Genomic DNA, 20,120 nt, shown 5'->3' with positions numbered 1-20,120 from the left:
TCGGGTGAGTCCGGTGACGCGACACGGAATTCAATGACTGCCAAGACTCGCCTGGAGGTAATCGCGCGCGGCGCTGAGCGCAGCGTCAATGCCATCCGGGCGTGAGCCTCCACCCCAGGCGACGTCGGGTGAACCTCCTCCCTTTCCCCCCACGGAGGGCGCGACCTGAGCCATCAGTTGGCTGGCATCCACGCCCCGCGCGAGCAGCGATTGCGTGGCGGCGGTGACGAGCACCACCTTCTCGCCTCGGCACGCGGTGAGCACCACCGCGGTGGGACCCGGGGCCTGTCGCAGACACTCCACGACCGCGCGCAAGTGCTGCGCGGAGGCGTCGCCCAGGTGCCGCGCCACGAGCGCCGTCTCTCCCATTCGCATGGCGGCGTCGAGGAGTTGCTGCGCTTGCTCGGACGCCGCGGGCTGTTCGGCCTTCGGGCGCGCGGAGTCCTTGCGCCGGGCCTCCTGCTCGCGCTTGGCCAGCTTCTCGCGCAGCTCGAGGACACGCAGCGTGGGCTGAGGCCAGTTGTGGAGCTTGTCCGCGAGCGGCGTCAGGCTTCGCGCCAAGGCCTCGCCTTCAAGTCCGGTCGTCTCGTCGAGTCCTCGCTCCAGCAGGTCCAGTTCCTGGCGGAGCGCCGCCGCCGCCTCGCGCGGGCCCATGGTCATGGGAGGCGAGAACGTGTCGGGCATGGCGTCAAAGCCCACGGGCGGCTCGCCTTCGATTCCGCCGAGGTATCCCTTGGAGGCGGGCAGCAGGCCGCCGTTGGCGAAGCGCTGGAGCAGTCTCCAGCCCGCCTTGCGCCACTCTGGGAGGTGACGCAGGGACACCGCGCTGTAGCGGGGCACACCCTTGTCGCCGCGCAGGCTCTTGAATTGATCCGCGCCCGCGCCCAGCTCGATGGTCAGCCCGCGATCCACCGCCTCTTGCATCAGGTGATACACGAGGCCGCGGTACAGCCCGAGGTCCTGCGGAAGACTCAGGTCATACCCAAAGCCCGGCGAGGAGACGACGTCGTGGCTGACCATGAAGCTGTAGAAGCCGTCGATGCGATCGTCCTTCACCGCGAGCCGGTACTCGAGGACGCCCCCGCGCAGCGTGGTGTCGAAGAACTCGGTCGAGAACTGCAAGTTCGTCGAGTACTTCTCGCCGTTCAGCGCGCGGTACAGCTCCACGAGCCTCGGCGCGCAGTCCGGCATCGTCCGCCCATCCACGAGCTGATAGCCCGCGGCTTCGAGCAAGCGCGCGTCGCGGCGGCGGTTCTCGCGCACCTGCCGGCTGACCTCGGCCTTGTAGGGCACGAGCATGCGCGTGTGGGCCGCGTAGACGAACTCGTAGCCCTGGTCCTTCAAGGTGTTCAGCAGCGGCGCGTGGGTGGCCGGATTCACGGCCTGGAAGACGATGGCGTGCTGGGGATAGCGCGACGCCAGGAAATCCGTGAGACGCCGCACCTGCTCGGCGGACAGCATCACGCCGAGATTGCGCAACATCAGCCAGTGGTCCACGTAGACGCACCGGTCGATCTTCGCGGCCTTGAGCAAGAGCCCCAGCGTCTTCATCACGCCGCGGACCAGCCACGCGCGGAAAGGTCCCCACGCCTCGGCGGTGACCGCGGACAACTGCAACGTGATGTATCGAGAGAAGGTCGAGAAGAGGGCCGAGTTGTCGTACTCGGAGTCGTTGATGGCCAGCGGGAGGACGCAGCCATCCATCTGCACCAGGCGCAAGGTGGTGCGGTCCGAGACGTAGGCCGAGGTGCCTTGGCGCAGCAGCGGGGTGAGGAAGTCGCGCGCGAATCGCCCCTCGGGGGTGTCGGGCCAGGAGAGCTGGGAGAGGTTGCTCTCGTCGTAGAGAATCATGGAATTCTCACAATCTCGTGAGTCGCGAGACAAAGCAATCTGCTCGGATATTCCAAGAAAATCCATGTCCTGGAAGGTTGCGCCATGACATGAAACTCCCCGAGAAGCCGATACGGATTGTGTGGGTCGCGCGTTGGGCTGCGCGCAGGTTTGTCCGTATCTGGGATGGGACGTGGAGCGGTGGGTGGGCGCGCCACCCGCGTCGTGCGCGCGCGTTGCTATGGTCGCGCGAACCAGGAGACGCCATGGCCCTCGATGATGATTTCCGCTCCGCGCAGGAGCGCGTGAGGACGCTCCCCAGCCGGCCTTCCAACGAGCAGTTGCTGGACCTGTACTCCCTCTTCAAACAGGCCACCGAGGGCGACGTGCAGGGCAAGCGTCCCGGGATGCTCGATATCAAGGGGCGCGCGAAGTACGACGCGTGGGCCCAGCGCAAGAGCCTGCCGCGTGAGACCGCGAAGAAGGACTACGTCGCGCTCGTGAACCGGCTGCTCGGCGGCTGAAGCCGTACGCGGGTTACGGCGCTTCGCGCATGCCCGAGGCGCGGCGCAGCCACGCCGCCCACTCGGGCTCCAGAGCGAGGTGGACGTCCTCGCCCCCGATGCGCGCCACCATGCCGTCGGGGGCCACCACCGAGAATCGCACGGCGCGCCCCAGCGCCTCGGTGAGCGCGCGCATCGTCGTTTCATCCTCGTGGGAGAACCCCCGAGGCCCCACGGGATGGCTGTGGGCGATCTCCACCAGCTCGGCGCGCAGCCGCCAGATGGCCTCCCAGCGGGTGCGCGAGTCCGGCAGCAGGACGGGGTTGTTGGACGCATCGCTCCAGAGCACGACGCCACCACGCCCGATGAGGGCACAGACTTCTCGCAAGGAGGCGTGGGGCATGACGTGACTCCTGCCAGTGTCAGGCGTGTCGGGTGATGACCAGCACGTCAGACTCAATGGCCTCGCGAATGACCGAGGGCAGGCTCTCCAGTGTCACCCGTTCGTCGGCGCCCGCGAGGCAGACCCCGGCGTCTCGGACCTGGAGCGTCTGCGCGTCCACCACGGAGATGAAGCGCTCGTCCATGAAGCCAAACGTCACTTCGAGCAGTCCATTGCTCAGCCGGCGCTGGGCATGGAGCCGCGCGCCCGCGCTCTCCAGCGCGCGCTCCACGCGCTCGGACGGGGGGGCTCCCGGCTCGATGTGCGAGCTTCGGCCGTCAGGGCGCACGATGGGTCGTGCAGGCGCCGGCCGGGGCTGGGCTCGTGCGGCTTGCTCCCGCGCGGCCTCTCGTCGAGCCAGGGCGCGTTGATGGAGTGCGCGTTCCGTGAGCAGTCGCGCGAGACACGCCTCGGCCTCGGTGCGCCCCCCTGCCGCGATGGCGAGGACCTTGCCGCGGACCTCCGCCGGCGCGAAGTGGATGCCCTGGGTCCGCGCCGCCGCGTCCACGACGGCATAGCCAAAGGCCGCGCGCAGCGACGCGCTGACGCCCTTGGCTCCCGCCAGCGTTCGTCCTTCCTCGAGGGCCCGCCGCGCGACGTCTTCTGCTTCACTCTCGAACTCCAGGCTCTCGAAGAGGAGCGTGCCGTCATGCCAGCGACGGGCGACGACCCACGACAAGCGGGGCGGCTCCTCCTCCGGCATCAGCTCCAGTCGCTCCGCGACCGCGCCGTCGCGCACGAGCCGAGTTCCCCAGAGGTGTCCGCGGACGCGCGGACAGGTGTCCAAGCCCTCCGGCTCGGCCACCTCTCGCGCGGTCGCATGACGCCCCTGCACTTCGAAGCGCCACCAGCCCGGATGCACCGGGGCGGTGACGCGGAGGCGGCGTGAAGGCGCATCGACGGTCCCGCCGCCGCAATACGGCAGCACCATCGACTGCGCCTTTCCGAGAAACTTCCGGTAGTCCACGTCCGCCTCCGAGTGAGGCCGCCAGGCCTCAAGCCACCTTCAACAACGGTGTCCGCATGACCCGCTCGACCCAGCCAGACTGGCTGACTCCCGTGGCCGCGGGTGCGTCCAGCAACGCCTTGAGCACCCGCGGAACCTGGTACGGGTCCGCGAACTGCTCCACCTGCACCTCACTGAACGGCACGCGGAGCTGTGCGGCGCACGTGCGCACCGTGTTGCCTCGCGCGCCCACCACACTCACCATCAGCGCCAGGGCGGACACGGTGTAGCCACAATCCCGGAACGCCCGAGCGAACTGATCGCCCGCCTCTCCCGCCTCGTCTCCCACCACGATGACCACGAGCCGCGCGTCAGTGGGCACCCGTACGCCGTCGCGGTGCAGTGCATGCACCGCAGCGCCGTGCACCGTGCCCCCGGACGCCTTCACGCCGCCCAGCATGTGCTGGACCGCCGCGCGGTTGGACGCCTTGGGCTTGAGCAACGTGCCCATGGTGTCGAACGCCGCCACGTGCAGCTTGTCCAAGGGGAAGCCCGCGAGGATTCGCGCGAGCGCCTCCTTCGACTGCTCGATGGCGCCTTCCATCGACCCCGACTTGTCGACGAGGAACATGACTCGCACGTCCGTCTCCGCCGTCGCCTCGGCCACGGCCTGCCGCGCGGCGTTGTCGCTTGCCTCCTCCAGCTTCTGGCGCAGGGCTTGGCCGCGCACGTTCTTCGCGATGTTGAGCGCGCGCTGATCCGTCGCGCTGGCCACGGCCTTCTCCCAGCGCGCCTTCACGGCGGAGTCCTCCAACAGCCCCAGCTCCTCCAGCGTGGGCGTCAGCATGCGCAGGTCGCGATCCGAGAGGGACGGGAGCACCGCCGCCAGGATGGCCGGCGTGAGTCCCACGTCCTTCGGCAAGCGCCCCACGACGTCCTTGTAGGAGAGTCGCTCCAGGCTGATCCACTCGCAGATTTCCGCCTCGCTGAGGCCATCGAAGCGCTCACGCTTCACCAGTCGCAGCCCTTCGAGGCCCACCGCGCGGTGCCCCCCGGCAGACTGCTTCTGCTTCCACCCGAGCACCTCGAAGAAGGTCGGCGAGGACGGCTTGTAGCCCGCCTTGCGCGCCAGCTTCTTCAGCGTCTCCTTGTAGCCGGCCTTCACCAGCCCTTGGAGCATCGGCAGGTTCGACTCGCGCGCCGCGAGCCACCGGGTGGCCACGCGCTTCCATCGACCCAGCGGCGCCTTGCGGGACGCGGGATCACCAAAGCCCGCGGCTCGGTTGAGCTGGGCGATCTCCGGGTGCTCGAGCAGCTCGGCCACGCGCAGCACCGACTTGGGCGTCAGCATGCGGAGGGACTTGCGCTCGTAGTGCAGCACCATGGCCTCGCCGATGGCGCGCCAATCGTCGTCGTGGAAGGCGATCTCCCCCTGGTCCCCGCGCACGGGCTGGCCGGCGTGCTCCTGCACGAGCATGAGCGCGCACGTGGCGACCTTGAGGTCGCGCCAGTCGGTCTGCGTCAACGCATAGGACGCGAAGTGGGCCATCAGCTCGGCGTTGAGTCGGTAGATGTCGAGGAGCTGTCGGTAGAGGTTCACCGCCGCGGGCGCGAACAAGCCCGGCGCCACGGGACGACCGCGGGCGCGCTGCTGCGGAGTGGCGTGGGCCGCCGCGTACCAGGTGCCGGACACGTTGAGGCCAGGACGGTTGTGCCACAGGTGCGCCGAGCCGCCGAGGACCAGCTCGAGCAGTCGCTCGGCGGGACCATGATGCGCCTCCGGCAGAGACGTCGGGTTCTGGGTCGTGGTCATGGAAGTCCCCCTCCGGGGAAAAGTGCGCCCGAGTGCTGAAGCCGTGTTTCTGCCAGTGCTCTACCAACCTGAGCTACGAGGCCACGAAAGTGGCCACGGCGGGATTCGAACCCGCGACATCTGGATGAGCGAGGGCTTGTGGGGCCTCAGCGGCCGGACGCGAAGTCGAAGAAACCGAAGACGAGAAGAGAAGACGTCGAAGGGCCTACGAGAAGGCGCACACGTCGCCGTGCACGGGGATTCTCGCGACGGTCTTGCCACCCCGGTACGTGCTCCGGGCAGGCACCGAGACGAACTCCCAGGACGGCAGCACCACCGCGGTCAGCGAACGTCCGTAGACGCAGCCTGTGTCGATTCCCACCGCGTGCTCGGTGACGAGCGGCCGGTCGAACACCGTGTGGCCGAAGATGATTCGCTCGGGTCCACGCCAGTGGTGCGTCCAGAAGGTCGCGCTCTGGGGGGCCTTGGAAGGCCAGTAGCTCTTCTTGGTGGGGGGCTGGATGCACTGCGCATGCAGCAGGTGATACGGATCCTGCGACTCGACGGGGATGCCGGGCATCAGGCCCGCGTGAACCACCACGGCGTTGTGCTCGGGCAGCCGCAGGTAGTGCGGCAGTCGCCCCATCCAATCGAAGTGGTGGGGCTCCAGCGCGCGGCGCGTCTCCAGATGGTCGGGCAGCAGCTTCTCGTCGGCGCGGTGGCGCTGCTGGAGGTGCTTCTCTTCGTGGTTGCCGAGGACGGCCTCGTGCTGCATGGCCAGCTCCACGCACTCGCGCTGCTGAGGCCCGCGGTCCACGAGGTCGCCGGCGAAGATGACGCGGTCGCTCCGCGTCGCGCCGACCTTGGCGAGCAGCTCCAAGGCCTCGTGGTAGCAGCCATGGAGGTCGCCAATGACGATGGTGCGCGCGGACATGACAGGGGACTCCGAAAGGAAGGTGAGCGCCCGAGTGAGCAGGCCGTGGGTCTGAATCCAAAATTCAGTGCCGGACCGCCGGCGGACACGTGCCAGAGGCACATGCGTGGAGTTGAACCACGGCTTGTGGGGCCTGCTCGGCCGGGCGCTCGAAAGCGTTGCGGCGAGGGACGGCGAGCGGTGGATTGCCTGACAGGAGGGATTTTTCCCTCCGGGGGCCTCGCCGGGGGGCGTATGACTGTCAGGAACCCATCGTCCTTGCGTCGGGCCCCTTCACGGTGCCCCGATTGTCCGGTCGTCCGGGTCGCGGGTGCCCTCGCTTCATCGGAGGCTGCCAGAGGATGCCAACGTGGTACGTTGCCGCGCCACATCCCCGTAATCCAACCCCCTGGGAGCAAGGCTCCTGGGGCAGCTCCCAGGTCCTTCCGGTGTACGAGCAGCTCTCGGATGAGGAATTGTTCGCGGAGGTGACCCGCCGCCGCAACTCGGGTGAGCCGTTCAGTGGCCCGCTCGGAGCGCTGTGCGCGCGGTGGGCCCGGCCTTCGCGGTACGTCGTCAGCAAGATTCAGGCGAGTTATGGCCGGGGCTCACCCGCGGATGCGGATGAGCTCTTCCAAGACGCGGTGGGGAAGTTCATCGCCCGCGGACTGGATCAATTCCGTGGCGTGTCTGAGCAGATGCCCGGCAAGAGCGCGTCGCCGAAGACGTTCTTCCTGCGCATCGTCAAGCACGTGGCCATCGACTTCTACCGGCGGAACCGGGAGGACCTCGCATACGCGCCCGTCAATCCAGACGACGCGATGGAGGAGTCCCCCGCGGAGATCGCCCGCGCGGTGGAGGGCTCGAAGCGTCGGGACGAGCGCGCCGAAGCGCAGGAGCTTTACTGGGCCGCGTATGCGCGGCTCCAGCAGGAACACCCCAAGGAGGCTGGAGCATGGGAGCTTTATCACCACGAGGACGTGGAGGATCACGAGGAATGCGCACGTCGCCTGAACATCACCGTGGTCAACTCCTACAAGCGCGTCAGTCGAGCGCAGGCCTATCTGCGGTTGTACTTGCTCGAGCTGCAGGGCGAAGCGAGCCCCGAGGAGGAAGCATGAGCACGCGTGAATCCAAGTCACGAGGCGCTGGAGGGCTGTCGTCATGAACGACGCGGCGCTCACTCGGTACCAGGTCAGGCGCGCGCGTCTGGCTTCGGGTTCTACCTCCGTGGGGGAGGTGCTCGAGGTGGCAGGAGAGGTTCTCCGGCGCTCGACGGTTCTCGGCACGGAGGGCGTGGATGCCGCCCTGAGGCGCCTGGGCCGCTCTCAAGTCGAGGCCTGGCTCCACGAGCAGAAACCGCAGGCGCTTCAGACCGCGCTGCTGCGGGCCGCCGAGGAGGCCATGGAAGTGGCGTTGGGGGATGGGGGAGACGAGGCGGAGCTGTGGCGCGCCTCGTCGCTGGAAGGTCTGGCGGCCCGGGACCGTGCGGCGTCCATGGCCCACGCGCTGGCCACCTGGGAGTCGCTCCACGGTGCCCTTCAAGGCGAGGGAGCCTTGTATCGCGAGCGGTTCCTGGCCGCGCTGGCGAATCTGGATTCCGCGCTGCATGCGCGAGCTCGTTGGTTCATCCCCCTCAATCCGCAGCGCCGGCAGGAGCGTGACCTCCTGGACTCCGCCGAGCGCGCCCGTGCGTGGTGGTACTCCGCGCGCGCCGAGTGCGATGACCTGGTGTCCCTGTGGGCGGGAAAGGCGCAGGACGCCTCGGCCCATGTGAGGGATTGCGCGCAGTGCCGCGCGGACATTGAAGACACCGCGCTGGTGGATGCGCCCCCGCGGTATCACCTGACTGAAGAAGAGCTCTGGCGCTTCGACCTGGGGATGATGAGCGCCGAGGAGCGCGCCCGGGTGGATGCGCACACGGCCCAGTGTGGCGAGTGTGCCCAGGCCGTGCTGGCGCTGGATGAAGGTGACGCGGCCATCGAGGAGGCCCTGTCCCTGGAGGAGGAAGGTCTCCCCGCCATGCCGGGGGCGCGCACGTCGCGGACCCCGGCCACGCCTCGTCCCATGGCCGCGCGTCATCCCGAGCACCGCGAGGTGTTGGATGAGCGGCGTGACTTCCGCGTGGTGCTGGTGCGGGAGCGTCAGCGGGTTCGGCTCCTCGTGCAGCCTCTGGGCTCGCGCGCGGTGACGGCCGCGGTGTTCCTGTCCCCAGGCCGCCCCTCGCTCAAGCCCGTGCAGGGACCCGAGGGCATGTCCTTCGACCTGACGACGGCCTCCGCCACCGGTGCCCACTCCGCTCACCTCACGGTGCAGGCGGGGGGCGAGACGCTGGAGCGGGACTTCGCTTTCTAGCTCCCGGGCCCGGGATGAAGGTTCCGGGCCTTCGCTACTGCGCCATGCGCTGAAGGCCGGACCGCTCGGTTGACTGGACGTTGGTTCGCCGGTCAATGGGCGGCATGGGGACGGGCAGCGCGTTGAAGCGGGGAGTGGCGCGGAAGCCATTGCCCAGGAAGGCCGCCACCAACTGGGTCAGGGGTGGGCGTGTCCCCAGCGTCGCACCGCACAGCTCCAACTGGTCCGTCTCTCGTGGGCCTTCCACGATGTGGTAGCGATTGCACTGCGGGCTGGACGCATTCTCCAGGTCCCGGACCAACTCGCGCGTGTAGATGCCCCACTGCATGGTGAGCTTCTGCGCGCTGAACTCGATGAAGACGTCGTCCGGGCCCCAGGTCCCCTTGATGGTGGTGACGGGTCCCCCCGAGGTGACCTTCACCTTGACGTCGCGCTGCTCCAGCGTCCCGTTCACCTCGATGCCGTGCTCGAAGAGTTCTTCTCCCATGAGGCTCTGCCACGTCCCTGTCGCCTGGCGGATGAAGGTCGGGTGACCGTTGACGCGGCCATGGTTGAACCAGATGTCGCCCACTCGCCCCAGCGCGACCATGTCGTTCTTGGACACGACGGGCTCGGCCTCCAGCCCCTTGGGGGCCGGAGGGAGCACGGGCCGGGACGCGAGCAGATCCGTCACGGGCACCGAGGCGTCCACCGTGTCGAAGCGCACGCCGTCCAGCCACGCCTCGCCCGTGCCGCTCATGATGAGGCCCGCCATGATGGTGGTCGCGTCCTGCGGCACGTCCAGCACCACGTCGAAGCGCTTGCAGCGGGTGGTGCCCATCAACGCGCGTGACTGCATGTTGTCGAAGGCGAGCGGCAGCCGGGGATCCGCGCCCTCCACGCGCATCCACAGGCCCGCCCAGCCCTGCACGTCACTCACCCGCATGTTGGCGGAGAAGCGCAGGCGCTTGCCTCGGAAGTCCTGCGCGCCGAAGGCCTGCATGAACGTGCCGTAGCCGTTGGCGTTCTTCGTGCGTGAGTGGAGCACCGCGCTGCGCGAGCCTTCGCAGGGGCTGGAGGTCTCGACACTGGCCTCGTAGTGCTGCGGGGCGCTCTCCGTCACGTACCAGCCCACCGGGAGCTTGGACTTCTGAGGCGCGGGCGCGGGCGGCTCCGCGCTGGCCACGGTGGTGGCCGAGGCGAGCAATGCGAGCAGCAGCGGACGACAGCGCTTGAGCAAGGTCATCACGAGTGCGCTCACAGGGACGCGGGCCCCGAAGGGAGCGCGCCAGCGGGGAAGCCACTGTGGCCCTCGTAGCGAGGGACCTCGGCCACCCCTCCAGGGGACAGCACCAGCAGGCCTCGGGCGACGGCCGACTGGGTGCACTCGGCCTCCGTTGCCAGGTCGGGGCAGGCCACCATGACGACTTGCGGAACCTCGGCGCCTTCGTCGAACTCCACCACCGGGCCCGCGCTGGCGTGGGCGCTGGGCGGAAGGCTCGTGGGGGGGGGCGTGCCGCCCCGATGCACCACGAGCGCCAGGGACGCCGCCGCCGCCAGCAGCGCGCTCATCGCGCCGGCTGCCACGCGCCGCCCTCCCCATGCCGCGGGGCGGAGGACCCGGTGCTCACGCGGGGCGAACGTCGCGGCGACCTCATGGGCCTGCTCCTCCAGCAGGGCCTCCTCCTGGAGCAGGCGCGCGCACGGCTCGCACTCCACCGTGTGGGCCTCCAGCGCGGCGGCCTTCTCGGGGGCCAGCGCCCCGAGGATGTACTGCTCCGCGTCGTCGCGGGTGAGGTGGGCCTTAAGCATGGGTCTCCTCCTCGAGCGCGGCGCGCAACCGCTTGCGCACCTCGCACAGGATCTGCCGCACTCGCTGGGTCGACAACCCGACGCGCACCGCGACTTCGGCATGGGGTAGTTCCTGGCCATCACAGGCCAGGAGAAACACGTTCCGGGCGCTCGGGGACATCTGCGCGAGCGCCTCATGGGCCCGGGACAATTGCTCTTCGGACAGCAATCGCTTTTCGGCGGAGGCGGCGGGGTCCACGGGGTGCTGTCGCTCGGCCAGCTCCTCCACCGAGCCGCTGAGCGACTCGCGCCGCGTCCGGCGGGCGTCATCCGCGGCCAGGAAGGCGGCTTGGGTGAGCGCGAGGTTGGGCAGGCGGAGCTCCGTCAGCAGGCCACGCTGCTGTTGCTGGATGAGCCGCGCCCAGGTCTCCTGGACCAGCTCGCGCGCCCGGTCCGCCCGGACGCCCTTGGCCAGCAGCGATACCATGACCCGCCGGTCATGGCGCGCGATGAGCGCATCCCACGCCGCTCGCTCTCCCGCCAACGCACGCTTTGCCAGGAGTTCGTCTTCCCGACGCGGCGCTGCGGCGGACTCCTCGGTTTCCTCGCGCACACGAACCGCCGTCATCCGCAGGTCCTGCACGGCTGCACTCATGCCGTCTTCCCGTCGGTCAGATGGGTCTCCGGAGTCTGCCTGCGCTCCGGTGGCCTCTGAACGTGCGTCGTGGGGTGCCATATCGGCGGAGGCGTGCGAGATGTCGTCTGAAGTGGGTGGGTGTCAGTTGATGGCGGGGCTCTCGCCGGAGGCCCAGGGGGCGGAGGAGACCCGGACGATGCCCTGGCAGCGGGCGCACTCGCGGTCCTCGCCGTCGAGGACGCGGGCCGTGGCGAAGAGGGTGGAGAGGCTGCCGTGGTCGACAGTCGCCTCCACGCGGAGGGTGTCGCCGTGGACGGGGCGCTCGAAGCTGATGGAGAGCTGCAGGGTGGCGCAGCGCCGGGTGGGGTCTCTCAGGGCCGGGGTGCAGCCGATGGCGAGGTCGAAGAGGGCCGCGAGGATGCCGCCGTTGACGGCGTTGCCGCCCAGGCCGCCGCGGTGCTCGGGGCGGATGCGCGGGAGCGTGACCACGACCTTGGCGCCCTCGGGGAAGGCGAGGGTGGCGCCGAAGTGATTGAGGGTGGCGCTCTGGTTGAAGAACTCGGCGTAGCGGTCGAGCTGCGCCTGGGAGGGGCGGGGCGGGGCGTCGGACATGGGCCTGTTTCGTTATAGCCGTTCCAGGCACGTGCCGGCCCGGCAGGTGGGGGGCCGTGCTGGAAGGCCGCCCACCCGACGGGGAAAGACGTTAGAAGCAAGGGCTCCCCTTGGACGCACCCGTGAACCCCCACGAATCCGCCCTCCTCGAAGACCTGAACCCGCCCCAGAGCGAGGCCGTGCTGCATGGCGACGGCCCCCTGCTCGTGCTGTCCGGTGCCGGCAGCGGCAAGACGCGCGTCATCACCCGCCGGGTTGCGCACCTGGTGAAGGTCCGCCGCGTCTTCCCCTGGCGCATCCTGGCGGTGACCTTCACGAACAAGGCCGCCCGAGAGATGCGCGAGCGCTTGTCCCAGTTGCTGGGCCCTCAGGCGAACGAACTCGTGGTGAGCACGTTCCACTCGGCGGCCGCGATGATCCTGCGGCGCGAGGCGGAGTCAGTGGGGCTGACGCGCTCCTTCGTCATCTACGACGATGGGGACCAGCTCACGCTCGTGAAGCGCGCCATGCGCGAGTCGCGGGTGGATCCGGTGATGCAGCCGCGGGAAATCCTGCACCGCATCGACCAGGAGAAGAACGCGGCGCGCCTGCCCGAGGACATGCACGTCGATGCGGACGACGTGCGGGGCGTGGTGGTCAAGACGGTCTATGACTCCTACCAGCGTCTGCTCCGCGCCGCGAACGCGGTGGACTTCGGGGACCTGCTGCTGCTCCTGGTGAAGCTGTTCCAGACGCGGCCGGACGTGTTGGAGCGCTACCGCACGCGCTTCACGCATGTGCTGGTGGACGAGTTCCAGGACACCAACCCCGTGCAGTACGCGTTCCTCAAGTGGATGGCGCCCCCTCCGTCCGCGAACCTCGTGGTGGTGGGGGACGATGACCAGTCCATCTACCGCTGGCGCGGCGCGAACGTGGACAACATCCTGAACTTCCCCATGCAGTATCCCGGGGCCCGGGTGGTGAAGCTGGAGCAGAACTACCGCTCGGATCAGATCATCCTGGAGGCGGCGCACTCGGTCATCGAGAAGAACGAGCGCCGCATGCCCAAGAAGCTCTGGAGCGAGCGGCCTCGGGGCGAGACGCTGACGCTGCTGCTCAACCGGGACGAGCGCGCGGAGGCGCAGGAGGTCGCGCGCCGCATCCTCGCCGTGCAGCGCGAGGGCTTCATCAAGTTCTCCAGCATGGCGGTCTTCTACCGGACCAACGCGCAGAGCCGCGTGCTGGAAGAGGCGCTGCGGCTGGCGCGTGTGCCCTACACGCTGGTGAGCGGACGCAGCTTCTATGACCGCGCCGAAGTACGGGACGCCTCCGCGTACATGCGGTTGATGGTGAACCCGCGCTCGGATGCGGACCTGCTGCGCATCATCAACACGCCGGCGCGCGGCATTGGCGACACCACGGTGGAGCGGTTGACGGACTGGGCGAACACCCGCGGGGTGAGCGTCTACGAGGCCCTGGCGACCCCGTCCGAGATTCCTTCGCTGAACTCCACCGCGGTGAAGCGTCTGGCCGGCGTGCGCCGGCTGTTGGAGTCGCTCCATCACTTCGCGCAGACCGCCAAGGACGCGGCGAGCGCGGTGGACCAGATGCTCCAGGAGACGAAGCTCGTGGAGACGCTCGTCGCCGAGGGCAGCGATGAGTCCGAGACCCGAGCGGAGAACCTCCGCGAGTTCCTGGGCGCCGCGCAGGAGTTCGACCTGAACCGGGCGGCGGCGATGGTGGCGCTGGCGGAGGCGGCTCAGGCCGCGGATGCGCAGCCGGTGCCGCCGGAGTTGGACGCGGCCCCGCTGACCGCGGACGTGCCCGCGCTCCAGGCCTTCCTCGAGCAGATCAGCCTCGTGGGCGAGGCGGACGCCGAAGTGGGCGAAGGGCGCGTGGCCCTCATGACGCTGCATGCGGCGAAGGGCCTGGAGTTCGATGCCGTGTTCCTCACCGGCATGGAGGACGGGGTCTTTCCTCACTCGCGCGCGCTCAACAGCGAGGACCCGGAGACCGGCGAGGAGATGGCCGAGGAGCGGCGGCTCTGCTACGTGGGCTTCACCCGCGCGCGCAAGCGGCTCTTCGTGAGCCTGGCGCAGTGCCGCTCCCTCTTCGGTGAGCTGCGCTACAACCCGCCCAGCCGCTTCCTTCGCGACGTGCCCCAGGCCTTGTTCGGCATGGAGGAGCGCGAGATTCCTCAGCCTCCGCGCGCGGTGCCGGTCGCGCCGCGCAAGCGCTCGTGGGACGAGGACGACGGGCCTCGCGTGGATCGCTCCTACTCGCAGACCTCGGACATGGATGGCATTGGGGGCGACGTGCGCGGGATGCGCGTGCGCCATGAACAGTTCGGCTCAGGCCGAATCGTGTCCGCCGAGGGCAGTGGCCCCAACGCGAAGGTCACCGTGGAGTTCGGCGGCAGCGTGGGCCTCAAGCGCGTCATTGCCCGGTTCCTGATGCCGGGGTAGCGGCGCGGGGGCGTGAGGCCGTCATCCACACGCCCGGCCTCGGGCGCAGGGTGATGGCCGGTGCCGGCACGAACGGGTGGCCGGGGGCGAGGTCCAACCTCAGCCTCGACACCAGCGTGGCCAGCACGAGCACCATCTCCATCAGCGAGAACTGGTTGCCGATGCACTGGCGCGGTCCACCGCCGAACGGGAAATAGGTGAATCGGGACCGCTCGCGCTCCAACTCGGGGAGGAAGCGGTCCGGGTCGAAGCCCTCCGGGTTCTCCCACAGCCGCGGATGCCGGTGCGTCACCCACGGGCTGACGAGCACGAAGCTGCCCGCCGGGATGTGGTAGCCGCCAATCACGTCGTCTTGGAGGGCCGCGCGCGAGCTGATCCACGCCGGGGGAAACAGCCGCATGGACTCGTCAATGATGCGGCGGGTGAGAGCCAGCTTGGGGAGGTCCTCCACCGTGGGGCTGCGTCCCTGAAGCACTTGGGCCAGCTCGGTCTCCAGGCGGCGGCGGACGTCGGGGTGGCGAGACAGCAGCACCATCGTCCACGACAGCGCGCTGGCGGTCGTCTCATGGCCCGCGACCATCAGGGTCATGACTTCGTCGCGCAGCTGGGTGTCGCTCATGCGCTCCTGGGTGTCTTCGTCGCGCGCCTCCATGAGCATGGCGAGCAGGTCGTGGTGCGTCCCCGTGTCCGCGCGACGGCGCTCGATGAGTTCGCGCACCACGCGGTCGAGCATGTCGAGGTCCCGGCGCATGCGCAGGTGCGAGGGCAAGGGCAGGGCGCGGGGAAGTGGCAGGAGTTGGGTGAGCCGCGCGTTGGCGAACGCCTGCACCCGCGCGAGCGCCTCGCCGATGTCTCGCGACACCGAGGCGCCGATGTCCGAGCCGAAGAGCGTGCGGCTGGTGACGCTCAAGGTCAGGTGGTTGAACTCCTCCGCCACGTCGAAGGCGGCTCCTGGTGCACACCGCGCGTCGAGCCGCGTGGCCAGCTCCTCCGCGGCCTCCACCATGGTGCTCGCGAAGCTGGCGAGCCGCTGGCGATGAAACGCGGGCTGCGCGAGCCGACGCTGCCGCAGCCAGAAGTCCCCCTCGCTGGTCAGCAGGCCCTGGCCGAGCAGCTCGCGCACCACGGCGAAGCCTCGCGTCTGCTTGTTGTAGTTGCGCACGTTGTCTTGGAGGACGTGGCGCACGCCGTCCGGATGGGCCACCAGCGTGACGGGCTTGGGGCCCAGCCAGAAGCGCACCACATCGCCATGCTCGCGCACCTGGGCGAGGAAGTAGTCGAGCGGCGCTCGCCGCAGCGCGCGCATGTTGCCGAGCAGGGGCTCCGTGCGGGGCCCGGGCGGAGGGGGAGCAACGGACGCGGCGGGAGCGTGGGCGGAGGCGGTGGACATGGAGGAGTCCCATCCTCCGCCTCGGGCTTGCCCGGGAGCCAGGGCCACCCGGTGCGCCCCCGCACGATTGCTTATGTGAGCCGTCGCTCCATCTCCAGTTGGTCCAACCCCGTGCGCGTGAAGCCGAGGTTCGGGAGGACCGGGAGGGCGAAGTCCTCGGGGACCAACGGGGGCACGTAGAGCCGTCGTCCCGGGTGGAGTGCCTGGAGCGCGTCCACCATGCGCCGCCCCCACCCATGACGGCGGGCCTCGGGGCTGACGAAGAGCATGCGCAGGGACAGTGTCTCCGGTGCGCTCGCGTCCACCATCGCCCACGCCTGGGCGGGCGTGCCGAGCGCGTACGGCACCAGGGTCTCGTTCGTGGAGATGAGGCTCTCGGGCGTGAGTTGCCAGGGCCACTCGCGCTCGGGCTCCGCGCTCAAGGCGCGCGCGAGCTGGCCTGCGTGCATGGCCGTCAGCGCCATCGTGGACTCCGCGGCCCGCGGGGTCCGCTCCCAGCCCGCGAGGCGCCGCAGGACCTGGAAGCCCGCGCGCTCGTACAGGCGGCGCGCGGCCTCGTTGCGCTCGAAGACCTCCAGTCGCAGCCGGTCGGCGCCCCACGCTCGCGCGGCGACGATGGCCGCGTCCATCAGCGCGCGCCCCATCCCCGTGCCGCGAGCCTCGCGCACGAGGCCCATCGCGGCCACGCGCGCGGTGTCTCCTCGGCGGGCCAACAGGCAGAGTCCTTGCGGCGTCCCGTCCCGCATCATGATGAGGCTCCGCGCCAGGTCGATTTGCTCGCTGCGAACACGCGTCGCGAGCTGGGCCGGGGGGACGCGGATGGGGATGAGGTAGCCCTCGAAGGACGCCTCGAAGAGGGCCGCGAGAGGGGCCAGGGCCAGCGAGCCCGCGTCACGGGTCGTTACGTTCATGGATGGTGCTCCAGGGCGGGCGTGTGGATGTGCTCGGGGCGGATGCCCATGCCGACGAGCCGGGCGGGGACACGCCGCAGGGGAGGAATATGACGCAGCAACCACAGAGGCCAGGGGAGTCTTCCCGTGGCCTCACCCTTCAGCACCGGGCCGATGACTCGGTCCTGGATGAGAACCTGGGCCCGTTGCGTGAGCCGCGCGGGGAGTTCCCGGCGGAGCTGGACCTGGCGCAAATGCTCCACGCGCATGGCGCGGTCGCGCAGCGGCGTCGCGAGCAGGTTCGCGGTGGCGACCGCGTCCTGCACCGCGAGGTTGACGCCCACTCCGCCCACCGGAGACATGGCGTGGGCCGCGTCCCCGATGCACAGCAGCCCCGGCTGGTACCACGTGGACAGCCGGTTCACCTGGACCGTGAGCAGCTTCACGTCGTCCCAGGTCCGAAGCTCGTCCACGCGGTCCGCGAGAAAGGGCGCGAGCCGCGCGAGCTCGGCGCGGAACGGCTCCAGCCCGCGTGCGCGAAGCTGCTCGGCCGTGCCCTTCGCGATGACCCGGCCACACTGCCATTGGTCCGTGCGGTTGATCAGGATGAAGAACTGTCCTCCCTCGAAGCGTCCCGCGGGGTCGACGGGGTCGCTGGGCCGGCGCGAGACGCGGAACCACAGGACGTCCATGGGCGCGCCCAGTTCTTCCACGGCAAGGCCCGCCGCTTCGCGCACCAGGGAGCCCCGGCCATCCGCCGCGACGACGAGGTCCGCGCGAACCTCCATCGGACCTGTTGGCGTGGTGGCGCGCACGCCCACGACCGCGTCACCCTGGCGCATGAGTCCGGTGGCTTCCGCTCGCAGGCGCAAGTGAAAGCCCGGGTACGCCGCGGCCTTGTGCGCGAGGAAGTTCAAGAAGTCCCACTGGGGCATGAAGGCGATGAAGCGCGCGTGCGTGGGCAGGTGCGTGAAGTCGCCAATCGCGATGTCGTGCGGACCACTCTGGAATCGCAGGGTGGTGGCCTGTTGGTGGGGCAGGGCGAGGAACTCCTCGAGCCAGCCCAGCTCGTGCATCAACTCCAACGTGGAGGGATGGATGGTGTCGCCGCGGAAGTCGCGGAGGAAGTCCGCGTGCTTCTCCAGCACCACCACGTCGACGCCAGCGCGCGCGAGCAGCAGGCCCAGCATCATCCCCGCGGGGCCTCCACCCACGATGCAGCACCGGGCCTCCGTCGTCTCGGTGGTCATGTCCTCGCCCCCTTGTGCGTGTGCCCGGCACCATCCCACGGGTGAGGCGCGGTCACGGCTCGGGTACGCGCAGCTTCCAGGACAGCACGCGCCCGTCCTGTCCGAGTTGGAACACTTGCGCGCCCTGCACCACGGGGCGCGTGCGCAGCGCCGTGTCCGTGCGGAGGCTGAGCGCCACGTCCCACGCGGGCGCCTTGAGCACGACGAGCCGGCCCTCCCGGTCGTTCGTGGGCACCAGCAGCAGCGTCCCGAACGCAGTTCCCACCTGCGTGACGAGCGGAGCGGGCAGCGCCACCCGCGCCACCTCGTGCCCGTCCGAGGGCGCCATGCCTACGAGCTGCGCCGGGCCCGCGCCCACCCAGACCGTGCTCAAGAGCCGCGTGGGTGGGCCGGTGAGCGACTCCGCCACCTGCCGAGTCCAGCGCGTGCTTCCGTCCCGAAGCGACAGCGCCACCACCTGTCCGGCGCGGGTGCTCACGTAGAGCCCGCCGGGCTCCACCTCCAGCCCCAGGACACCAGTGAGCGGTTGCTTCCAGCGGACCGCGCCATCCTGGGCGGACAGGGCCACGAGGCCCGCATCGCCGAGCGCGAGGAGGAGCCGTCCCTCGGCCATCACTGGGGCGGGAAGTCCACGCGTGGGGTCCAGTCTGGCCTCTTCGGCCTTGGGCGCGGGGATTCGCCACCGCAGCTGGCCCGTCTCCACGGCCAAGGCCCGCACGGCGCCGTCCGGGGCGACGAGATACACGGTGCTACCTGCCTCGTCCGTTGCCGGGGCGGTGAGGACGGGGGGCTCCCCCGTGAGGCGCCAGCGCTCCGCGCCATCCGCGAGGGCCAGCCGCACCACGTCCCCGCTCACCGTTCCCACGATGACACTGTCTTGCGCGAGCACCGGACGGGTTGCCACCTCCCGACCCAGGGCCACCCGCCATCGCACGGCCCCGGCTCGGTCCAGGCGGACCACGGCGCCGGCCTCGTTGGCGGCGATGACGCCGTCCTCCACGGGGAGGAGCCCCGCGCGGGAGGAGGCATCGGTGGAGGCCCGAAAGACCGGCTCCGCGGGCTGCTGGCAGGCCATGACGGCCAGCGTCAGGGCCAGCGCGAAGTGCCGGGGTGTGCATGGACAGACGCGGGGCGACATGGTTTGGAGGATGGCGCAAGGAAGGAACTTCGACCATGCCCACCATTCGCGACGACGACATCCCCAACGCCACCGGAATCCCCTCCTCCGCCCGGCGGACCGACATCACCCCGCCCCCCACGCTGGCGGTGACCGAGGAGCTGCTGCACGCGCTGCCCAAGACGGACCTGCACTGCCACCTCGATGGGTCCATGCGCCTGAAGACCATCCTGGAGCTGGCCGAGCAGCAGAAGGTCCGGCTGCCCGCGGACACCGAGGACAGCCTCGCGCGCGCCATCCACATGGGCCAGGTCTGCAAGAGCCTGGAGGAGTACCTGGTCGCGTTCGACGTGACGCTGTCGGTGCTCCAGACGGCCGATGCGCTCTACCGCGCGGCCTATGAGCTGGCGGTGGACGCGGCGGCGGAGAACGTCCGCTGGTTGGAGGTCCGCTACTCGCCCGCGCTGCACCTGCAGAAGGGCCTGAAGATGACCACCGTCATCGACTCCGTGCTGGAGGGGCTGCGCCAGGCGAAGAAGGAGACCGGCATCAAGTGCGGCGTCATCGTCTGCGGCATTCGCCACATCAATCCGCAGACGTCCATGCGGCTGGCGGAGCTGGCGGTGGCGTACAAGAACCGGGGCGTCATCGGCTTCGACCTCGCGGGCGCCGAGGCGAGCTTCCCCGCGAAGGACCACCTGGACGCCTTCCGCCTCATCCTCAAGAACAACGTCAACTGCACGGCGCACGCGGGCGAGGCCTACGGGCCCGAGTCCATCTCCCAGGCCATCCACTCGCTGGGCGCGCACCGCATTGGCCACGGTACGCGGCTGCGTGAGGACGGGGACCTGCTCAACTATGTGAACGACCACCGCATCCCCATGGAGGTGTGCCCCACCTCCAACGTGCAGACCGGCACCGTGCCGAGCCTGGATGCGCACCCGCTGAAGTTCTATTTCGACTACGGCCTGCGGGTGACCATCAACACGGACAACCGCCTCATCACCGACACCACCGTGACGAAGGAGCTGTGGGTCGCGCACAAGTCGCTGGGCCTGTCGCTGGAGGACCTGGCCACCATCATCGTCTCCGGCTTCAAGAGCGCGTTCCTCCCGTTCCGAGAGAAGCAGGACATGCTCCGCATGGTGAACCAGGAGATTGCCGCGACGTTGGCCGCCTTCGAGAAGCGCCCGAAGTCCGTGAAGCAGCCGGCGTGATGACCTAGCGTG

The 20,120-nt window shown here is 69.6% G+C and carries 18 protein-coding genes; 5 read left to right on the top strand and 13 right to left on the bottom strand.

Annotated features, from left to right (window positions below):
• Positions 1-30 precede the first annotated feature (30 nt).
• Positions 31-1,851, bottom strand: a complete 1,821-nt coding sequence (locus KRR26_RS01600; RefSeq protein ID WP_217078956.1) for a DHHA1 domain-containing protein — start codon at positions 1,849-1,851, stop codon at positions 31-33.
• A gap of 245 nt (positions 1,852-2,096) precedes the next feature.
• On the opposite strand from KRR26_RS01600, the gene KRR26_RS01595 reads away from it, so the two are divergent.
• Positions 2,097-2,354, top strand: a complete 258-nt coding sequence (locus KRR26_RS01595) for an acyl-CoA-binding protein (protein WP_217078955.1) — start codon at positions 2,097-2,099, stop codon at positions 2,352-2,354.
• A gap of 13 nt (positions 2,355-2,367) precedes the next feature.
• On the opposite strand, the gene KRR26_RS01590 is transcribed toward KRR26_RS01595, so the two are convergent.
• The 4 genes from KRR26_RS01590 to KRR26_RS01575 all read right to left on the bottom strand — a co-directional run bounded on the left by KRR26_RS01590 (position 2,368) and on the right by KRR26_RS01575 (position 6,447).
• Positions 2,368-2,736 carry a Mov34/MPN/PAD-1 family protein gene (locus KRR26_RS01590; protein WP_217078954.1) on the bottom strand — a complete coding sequence of 123 codons (369 nt, stop codon included), beginning with the start codon at positions 2,734-2,736 and terminating at the stop codon, positions 2,368-2,370.
• Positions 2,737-2,755: 19 nt separating this feature from the next.
• Positions 2,756-3,742, bottom strand: a complete 987-nt coding sequence (locus tag KRR26_RS01585; protein WP_217078953.1) for a hypothetical protein — start codon at positions 3,740-3,742, stop codon at positions 2,756-2,758.
• 28 nt (positions 3,743-3,770) lie between these two features.
• On the bottom strand, positions 3,771-5,534 hold the full coding sequence (locus KRR26_RS01580) for a vWA domain-containing protein (RefSeq protein ID WP_120205084.1): 1,764 nt from the start codon (positions 5,532-5,534) through the stop codon (positions 3,771-3,773).
• A gap of 205 nt (positions 5,535-5,739) precedes the next feature.
• Positions 5,740-6,447: a metallophosphoesterase gene (locus KRR26_RS01575; protein ID WP_120205086.1), complete on the bottom strand. Its 708-nt coding sequence runs from the start codon at positions 6,445-6,447 to the stop codon at positions 5,740-5,742.
• A 428-nt stretch (positions 6,448-6,875) separates the two neighbouring features.
• Between KRR26_RS01575 and KRR26_RS01570 the strand changes: the two genes are divergently transcribed.
• Together KRR26_RS01570 and KRR26_RS01565 are read left to right on the top strand one after the other, a co-directional pair.
• Positions 6,876-7,547, top strand: coding sequence for an RNA polymerase sigma factor (locus KRR26_RS01570; protein ID WP_120205088.1), 672 nt, complete (start codon positions 6,876-6,878; stop codon positions 7,545-7,547).
• 43 nt (positions 7,548-7,590) lie between these two features.
• On the top strand, positions 7,591-8,781 hold the full coding sequence (locus tag KRR26_RS01565) for a zf-HC2 domain-containing protein (RefSeq protein WP_120205090.1): 1,191 nt from the start codon (positions 7,591-7,593) through the stop codon (positions 8,779-8,781).
• 34 nt (positions 8,782-8,815) lie between these two features.
• Here the strand turns inward: KRR26_RS01565 and KRR26_RS01560 are convergent, their stop codons facing one another.
• The 4 genes from KRR26_RS01560 to KRR26_RS01545 all read right to left on the bottom strand — a co-directional run bounded on the left by KRR26_RS01560 (position 8,816) and on the right by KRR26_RS01545 (position 11,800).
• Positions 8,816-10,006, bottom strand: a complete 1,191-nt coding sequence (locus tag KRR26_RS01560; RefSeq protein WP_120205091.1) for an AraC family transcriptional regulator — start codon at positions 10,004-10,006, stop codon at positions 8,816-8,818.
• An 11-nt stretch (positions 10,007-10,017) separates the two neighbouring features.
• Complete coding sequence (locus KRR26_RS01555) at positions 10,018-10,572, bottom strand: zf-HC2 domain-containing protein (protein WP_217078952.1); 555 nt, start codon at positions 10,570-10,572, stop codon at positions 10,018-10,020.
• Positions 10,565-11,206 (bottom strand): RNA polymerase sigma factor, encoded by a 642-nt coding sequence (locus tag KRR26_RS01550; protein WP_233576814.1) that lies wholly within the window; start codon positions 11,204-11,206, stop codon positions 10,565-10,567. Before KRR26_RS01550 ends, KRR26_RS01555 begins: the two co-directional genes overlap by 8 nt.
• 123 nt (positions 11,207-11,329) lie before the next feature.
• Positions 11,330-11,800, bottom strand: coding sequence for a PaaI family thioesterase (locus KRR26_RS01545; protein WP_217078951.1), 471 nt, complete (start codon positions 11,798-11,800; stop codon positions 11,330-11,332).
• 122 nt (positions 11,801-11,922) lie between these two features.
• On the opposite strand from KRR26_RS01545, the gene KRR26_RS01540 reads away from it, so the two are divergent.
• Complete coding sequence (locus KRR26_RS01540; protein ID WP_120205588.1) at positions 11,923-14,244, top strand: ATP-dependent helicase; 2,322 nt, start codon at positions 11,923-11,925, stop codon at positions 14,242-14,244.
• Here the strand turns inward: KRR26_RS01540 and KRR26_RS01535 are convergent.
• The 4 genes from KRR26_RS01535 to KRR26_RS01520 form a co-directional block, all read right to left on the bottom strand.
• On the bottom strand, positions 14,216-15,634 hold the full coding sequence (locus KRR26_RS01535) for a cytochrome P450 (protein ID WP_217078950.1): 1,419 nt from the start codon (positions 15,632-15,634) through the stop codon (positions 14,216-14,218). The two genes, KRR26_RS01540 and KRR26_RS01535, sit on opposite strands and share 29 nt — an antisense overlap.
• Positions 15,635-15,705: 71 nt before the next feature.
• On the bottom strand, positions 15,706-16,545 hold the full coding sequence (locus tag KRR26_RS01530) for a GNAT family N-acetyltransferase (protein ID WP_217078949.1): 840 nt from the start codon (positions 16,543-16,545) through the stop codon (positions 15,706-15,708).
• Positions 16,542-17,774, bottom strand: a complete 1,233-nt coding sequence (locus KRR26_RS01525) for an FAD-dependent oxidoreductase (RefSeq protein WP_217078948.1) — start codon at positions 17,772-17,774, stop codon at positions 16,542-16,544. The genes KRR26_RS01530 and KRR26_RS01525 overlap by 4 nt, the downstream gene beginning before the upstream one ends.
• Before the next feature lie 52 nt (positions 17,775-17,826).
• Positions 17,827-18,849: an outer membrane protein assembly factor BamB family protein gene (locus tag KRR26_RS01520; RefSeq protein WP_328707039.1), complete on the bottom strand. Its 1,023-nt coding sequence runs from the start codon at positions 18,847-18,849 to the stop codon at positions 17,827-17,829.
• A 98-nt stretch (positions 18,850-18,947) separates the two neighbouring features.
• Here KRR26_RS01520 and add point away from each other — a divergent pair, with 98 nt between their 5' ends.
• Positions 18,948-20,108, top strand: a complete 1,161-nt coding sequence (add, locus tag KRR26_RS01515) for an adenosine deaminase (protein ID WP_120205105.1) — start codon at positions 18,948-18,950, stop codon at positions 20,106-20,108.
• Positions 20,109-20,120 lie beyond the last annotated feature (12 nt).

This window comes from Citreicoccus inhibens (genome assembly GCF_019039035.1).
GTDB lineage: Bacteria > Myxococcota > Myxococcia > Myxococcales > Myxococcaceae > Citreicoccus > Citreicoccus inhibens.
This window is presented reverse-complemented; position numbering and strand designations above follow the sequence as displayed.

What these genes read in the sequence shown, in the direction of transcription:
- KRR26_RS01520 (WP_328707039.1), bottom strand. Translation starts at nt 18,849, where the DNA reads ATGGCCTGCCAGCAGCCCGCGGAGCCGGTCTTTCGGGCCTCCACCGAT.
- KRR26_RS01535 (WP_217078950.1), bottom strand. Translation starts at nt 15,634, where the DNA reads ATGTCCACCGCCTCCGCCCACGCTCCCGCCGCGTCCGTTGCTCCCCCT.
- KRR26_RS01590 (WP_217078954.1), bottom strand. Translation starts at nt 2,736, where the DNA reads ATGCCCCACGCCTCCTTGCGAGAAGTCTGTGCCCTCATCGGGCGTGGT.
- KRR26_RS01575 (WP_120205086.1), bottom strand. Translation starts at nt 6,447, where the DNA reads ATGTCCGCGCGCACCATCGTCATTGGCGACCTCCATGGCTGCTACCAC.
- KRR26_RS01600 (WP_217078956.1), bottom strand. Translation starts at nt 1,851, where the DNA reads ATGATTCTCTACGACGAGAGCAACCTCTCCCAGCTCTCCTGGCCCGAC.
- KRR26_RS01550 (WP_233576814.1), bottom strand. Translation starts at nt 11,206, where the DNA reads ATGAGTGCAGCCGTGCAGGACCTGCGGATGACGGCGGTTCGTGTGCGC.
- KRR26_RS01525 (WP_217078948.1), bottom strand. Translation starts at nt 17,774, where the DNA reads ATGACCACCGAGACGACGGAGGCCCGGTGCTGCATCGTGGGTGGAGGC.
- add (WP_120205105.1), top strand. Translation starts at nt 18,948, where the DNA reads ATGCCCACCATTCGCGACGACGACATCCCCAACGCCACCGGAATCCCC.
- KRR26_RS01565 (WP_120205090.1), top strand. Translation starts at nt 7,591, where the DNA reads ATGAACGACGCGGCGCTCACTCGGTACCAGGTCAGGCGCGCGCGTCTG.
- KRR26_RS01580 (WP_120205084.1), bottom strand. Translation starts at nt 5,534, where the DNA reads ATGACCACGACCCAGAACCCGACGTCTCTGCCGGAGGCGCATCATGGT.
- KRR26_RS01555 (WP_217078952.1), bottom strand. Translation starts at nt 10,572, where the DNA reads ATGCTTAAGGCCCACCTCACCCGCGACGACGCGGAGCAGTACATCCTC.
- KRR26_RS01560 (WP_120205091.1), bottom strand. Translation starts at nt 10,006, where the DNA reads ATGACCTTGCTCAAGCGCTGTCGTCCGCTGCTGCTCGCATTGCTCGCC.
- KRR26_RS01545 (WP_217078951.1), bottom strand. Translation starts at nt 11,800, where the DNA reads ATGTCCGACGCCCCGCCCCGCCCCTCCCAGGCGCAGCTCGACCGCTAC.
- KRR26_RS01530 (WP_217078949.1), bottom strand. Translation starts at nt 16,545, where the DNA reads ATGAACGTAACGACCCGTGACGCGGGCTCGCTGGCCCTGGCCCCTCTC.
- KRR26_RS01595 (WP_217078955.1), top strand. Translation starts at nt 2,097, where the DNA reads ATGGCCCTCGATGATGATTTCCGCTCCGCGCAGGAGCGCGTGAGGACG.